Raw genomic sequence first — 3,315 nt, forward strand, 5'->3', positions numbered from 1 at the left:
GACCGCATCAGCGACAAGGCCAAGCTCGACGAAAACAAGACCGAGCTGACCCGTGCGCTGGAGCACTTGAGCGCTGCGGTGGAAGACTTCGACGCCATGGCCGCCAAGGCGGTTGAGCTGCGCACCGAACTGGGCAAGCGCAAGCCCACGGTGGATGCCAGTGCCTGGGAAGAATGCCTGAGCTATATCGACTGGCTGCGCGACGATCATTTCGTGTTCCTCGGCTATCGCGATTACGACCTGACCGACAGCCGCGACGGCGTGCAGCTGACCATCGTCAAGGGCTCCGGCCTCGGGCTGCTGCGCGGCGAATCGCGCGGCGCCCATTCGGCCAGCTTCGCCGCACTGCCGGCCGAGATCCGCGCCCTGGCGCGCGACAAGGCGCCGCTATTGCTGACCAAGACCAATTCGCGCTCCACCATCCATCGCGGCGCTTATCTGGACTGCGTGGGCCTCAAGCGCTACGACGCCAAGGGCAATGTGGTGGGCGAGCGCCGTTTCCTCGGCCTGTATACCGCCAAGGCCTACAACACCCCGCCGCACCAGATTCCGGTACTGCGCCGCAAGATCGAAGCGGTGATGGCCAGCAGCCAGAGCCCGGCCGCCAGCCACAAGGGCAAGACCTTGCTCAATGTGCTGGAAACCTATCCGCGCGATGAGTTGATCGAGATTTCCGAAGCAGCGCTGGGCGAAATCGCCCAAGGCATCGTGCATTTGCAGGAACGCTCGCGCGTGCGCGCCTTTATCCGCGAAGACCTGTATCGCCGCTATGTGTCGGCCCTGGTCTATATGCCGCGCGACAATTACAACACCGATGTGCGGCTGAAAATGCAGAACATCCTGCTGCAGGCGTTTAACGGCACCTCGGCAGAATTCAATGTGATGCTGTCCGATTCGGCCCTGGCGCGCATTCAGTTCATCGTCCGCACCCCGGCCGGCCAGACCCTGCCGGATTACGACCCGCGCGAAATCGAAAGCCAGATTTCCCAGGCCACCCGCCGCTGGACCGATGATCTGCAACTGAACCTGGCCGCCCATGCCGGCGAAGAGCGCGGCATGGCACTGTATGCCAAGTATGCCAAGGCATTCGCCCCGGCCTATTACGCCGACTACGACGCCCGCACTGCAGTCAGCGATATCGACAAGATCGAGCAGGCACTGCAGGCCGGCCGCCTGACCATGAAGCTGACCGATGCAACGCTGGCCGACCCGAGCCAGCACCGCTTCAAGATCTTCCGTGAAGAGCCGATTGCGCTGAGCGACAGTCTGCCAGTGCTGGAAAACATGGGCGTGCGCGTTATCGAAGAGCAGCCCTACACCCTGAACTTTGCCGAGCAGGGCCGCGCCTGGGTGACCGATATCGCCATCAAGCTGCCGATCGCCGGCCTGCTCGATGACGACGCCAAGCGCAGCGCCTTCCAGCAAGGCTTTGCTGCGATTTTCGAAGGCCAGGCCGAGAACGACCGCTTCAACAAGCTGATCATGCTGGCGGGCCTGGAATGGCGCGAAGTGGTGCTGCTGCGCGCCTATGCCAAATACCTGAAGCAGGCCGGGCTCAATTACAGCCTCGACCATATTGCCGAGCGCCTCGGTCAGTTCCGCGACATCGCCCGCGACTTGGTCAGCCTGTTCAATGCCCAGCACGAGCTCAAGCAAAAGCGCGCCAAGGACGTCGAGCCGCTGGCTGCCAAGATCAAGGAAGCCCTGTCCCAGGTGCCCAGCCTCGACGACGAGCGCATCCTGTCCGGCTTCTTCCATGCCATCCGCGCCACCCTGCGCACCAACTACTTCCAGCCGGCAGCCGATGGTAGCAACAAGCCCTACATCAGCTTCAAGTTCGATAGCCGCGCCATGCCGAACATGCCGCAACCGGTGCCGCTGTTCGAAATCTGGGTGTACTCGCCACGCGTGGAAGGCATCCACCTGCGCTTTGGCAAGGTGGCCCGTGGCGGCCTGCGTTGGTCCGACCGCAAGGAAGACTTCCGCACCGAAGTGCTGGGCCTCGTCAAAGCGCAGCAGGTGAAGAACACGGTGATCGTGCCGGTCGGCTCCAAGGGCGGCTTCGTGGTCAAGCAGGCACCGGAAGGCCGCGAGGCCTACCAGGCCGAGGGCATCGAGTGCTACAAGACCTTTATCCGCGGCCTGCTCGACCTCACCGACAATCTGGTCGACGGCAAGGTAGTGCCGCCCAAGGCGGTGGTACGCCGTGATGTGGACGACCCTTACTTGGTGGTGGCAGCCGACAAGGGCACCGCAACCTTCTCCGATATCGCCAACGGCGTGTCGCAGGAATACGGCTTCTGGCTGGACGATGCCTTTGCCTCGGGCGGCTCGGTCGGTTACGACCACAAGAAGATGGGCATTACCGCCAAGGGCGCGTGGGAATCGGTGAAGCGCCATTTCCGCGAAATGGGCCACGACACCCAGAAGCAACCCTTCACCGTGGCCGGTATCGGCGATCTGATGGGCGATGTGTTCGGTAACGGCATGCTGCTCAGCAACCAGATCAAGCTGGTGGCCGCCTTCAACCACCTGCATATCTTCCTCGACCCGAATCCGGATCCGGCCAAGAGCTTTGCCGAGCGCCAGCGCATGTTCGCCCTGCCCCGCTCCAGCTGGGAAGACTACGACAAGAAGACGCTGAGCAAGGGTGGCGGCATCTACTCGCGTAGCGCCAAGTCGATTCCGCTGTCGCCGGAAATCCGCAAGGTGCTGGATGTCACCGATGAAGCGATGGCGCCGAATGACCTGATCCGCGCCATCCTGAAAGCCCCGGTCGATCTGCTGTACAACGGCGGTATCGGCACCTACTTCAAGGCCAGCAGCCAGAGCCACGCCGAAGCGGCCGACCGCGCCAACGATGCGCTGCGCATCGATGGCCGCGAGATCCGCGCCAAGGTGATCGGCGAAGGCGGCAATCTCGGCTTCACCCAGCTGGGCCGGGTGGAATACGCCATGCAGGGCGGCCATATCTGCACCGACGCCATCGATAATTCGGCCGGTGTGGACTGCTCCGACCATGAGGTGAATATCAAGATCCTGCTGGGCCGTCTGCTGCAGGCCGGCGATATGACGCTGAAGCAGCGCAATGCCTTGCTGGCCGATATGACCGACAATGTCGGCGAGCTGGTGCTGCGCGACAACTATCTGCAAACCGCCGCCATCAGCCTGGAGCTGAAGCAGGCCAAGTCGCTGCTCAGCGTGCATGGCCGCTTTATGCAAGGCCTGGAGCGCGCCGGCAAGCTGAGCCGCCGCATTGAATATCTACCGAACGATGTGCAGCTGGCCGAGCGCCAGGCCGGCGGCCGTGGCCTG

General features: G+C 63.0%; 1 protein-coding gene. It reads left to right on the forward strand.

Going from position 1 to position 3,315, the window contains the following annotated elements; translation table 11 throughout:
- Nucleotides 1–3,315 (forward strand): NAD-glutamate dehydrogenase (locus ACE3OH_RS20975; RefSeq protein ID WP_374357786.1); only part of this gene is annotated, 3,315 nt, incomplete at both ends.

Origin of the sequence: Chitinimonas sp. (assembly GCF_041904975.1) — a bacterium.
Classification (GTDB): Bacteria; Pseudomonadota; Gammaproteobacteria; order Burkholderiales; family Chitinimonadaceae; genus Chitinimonas.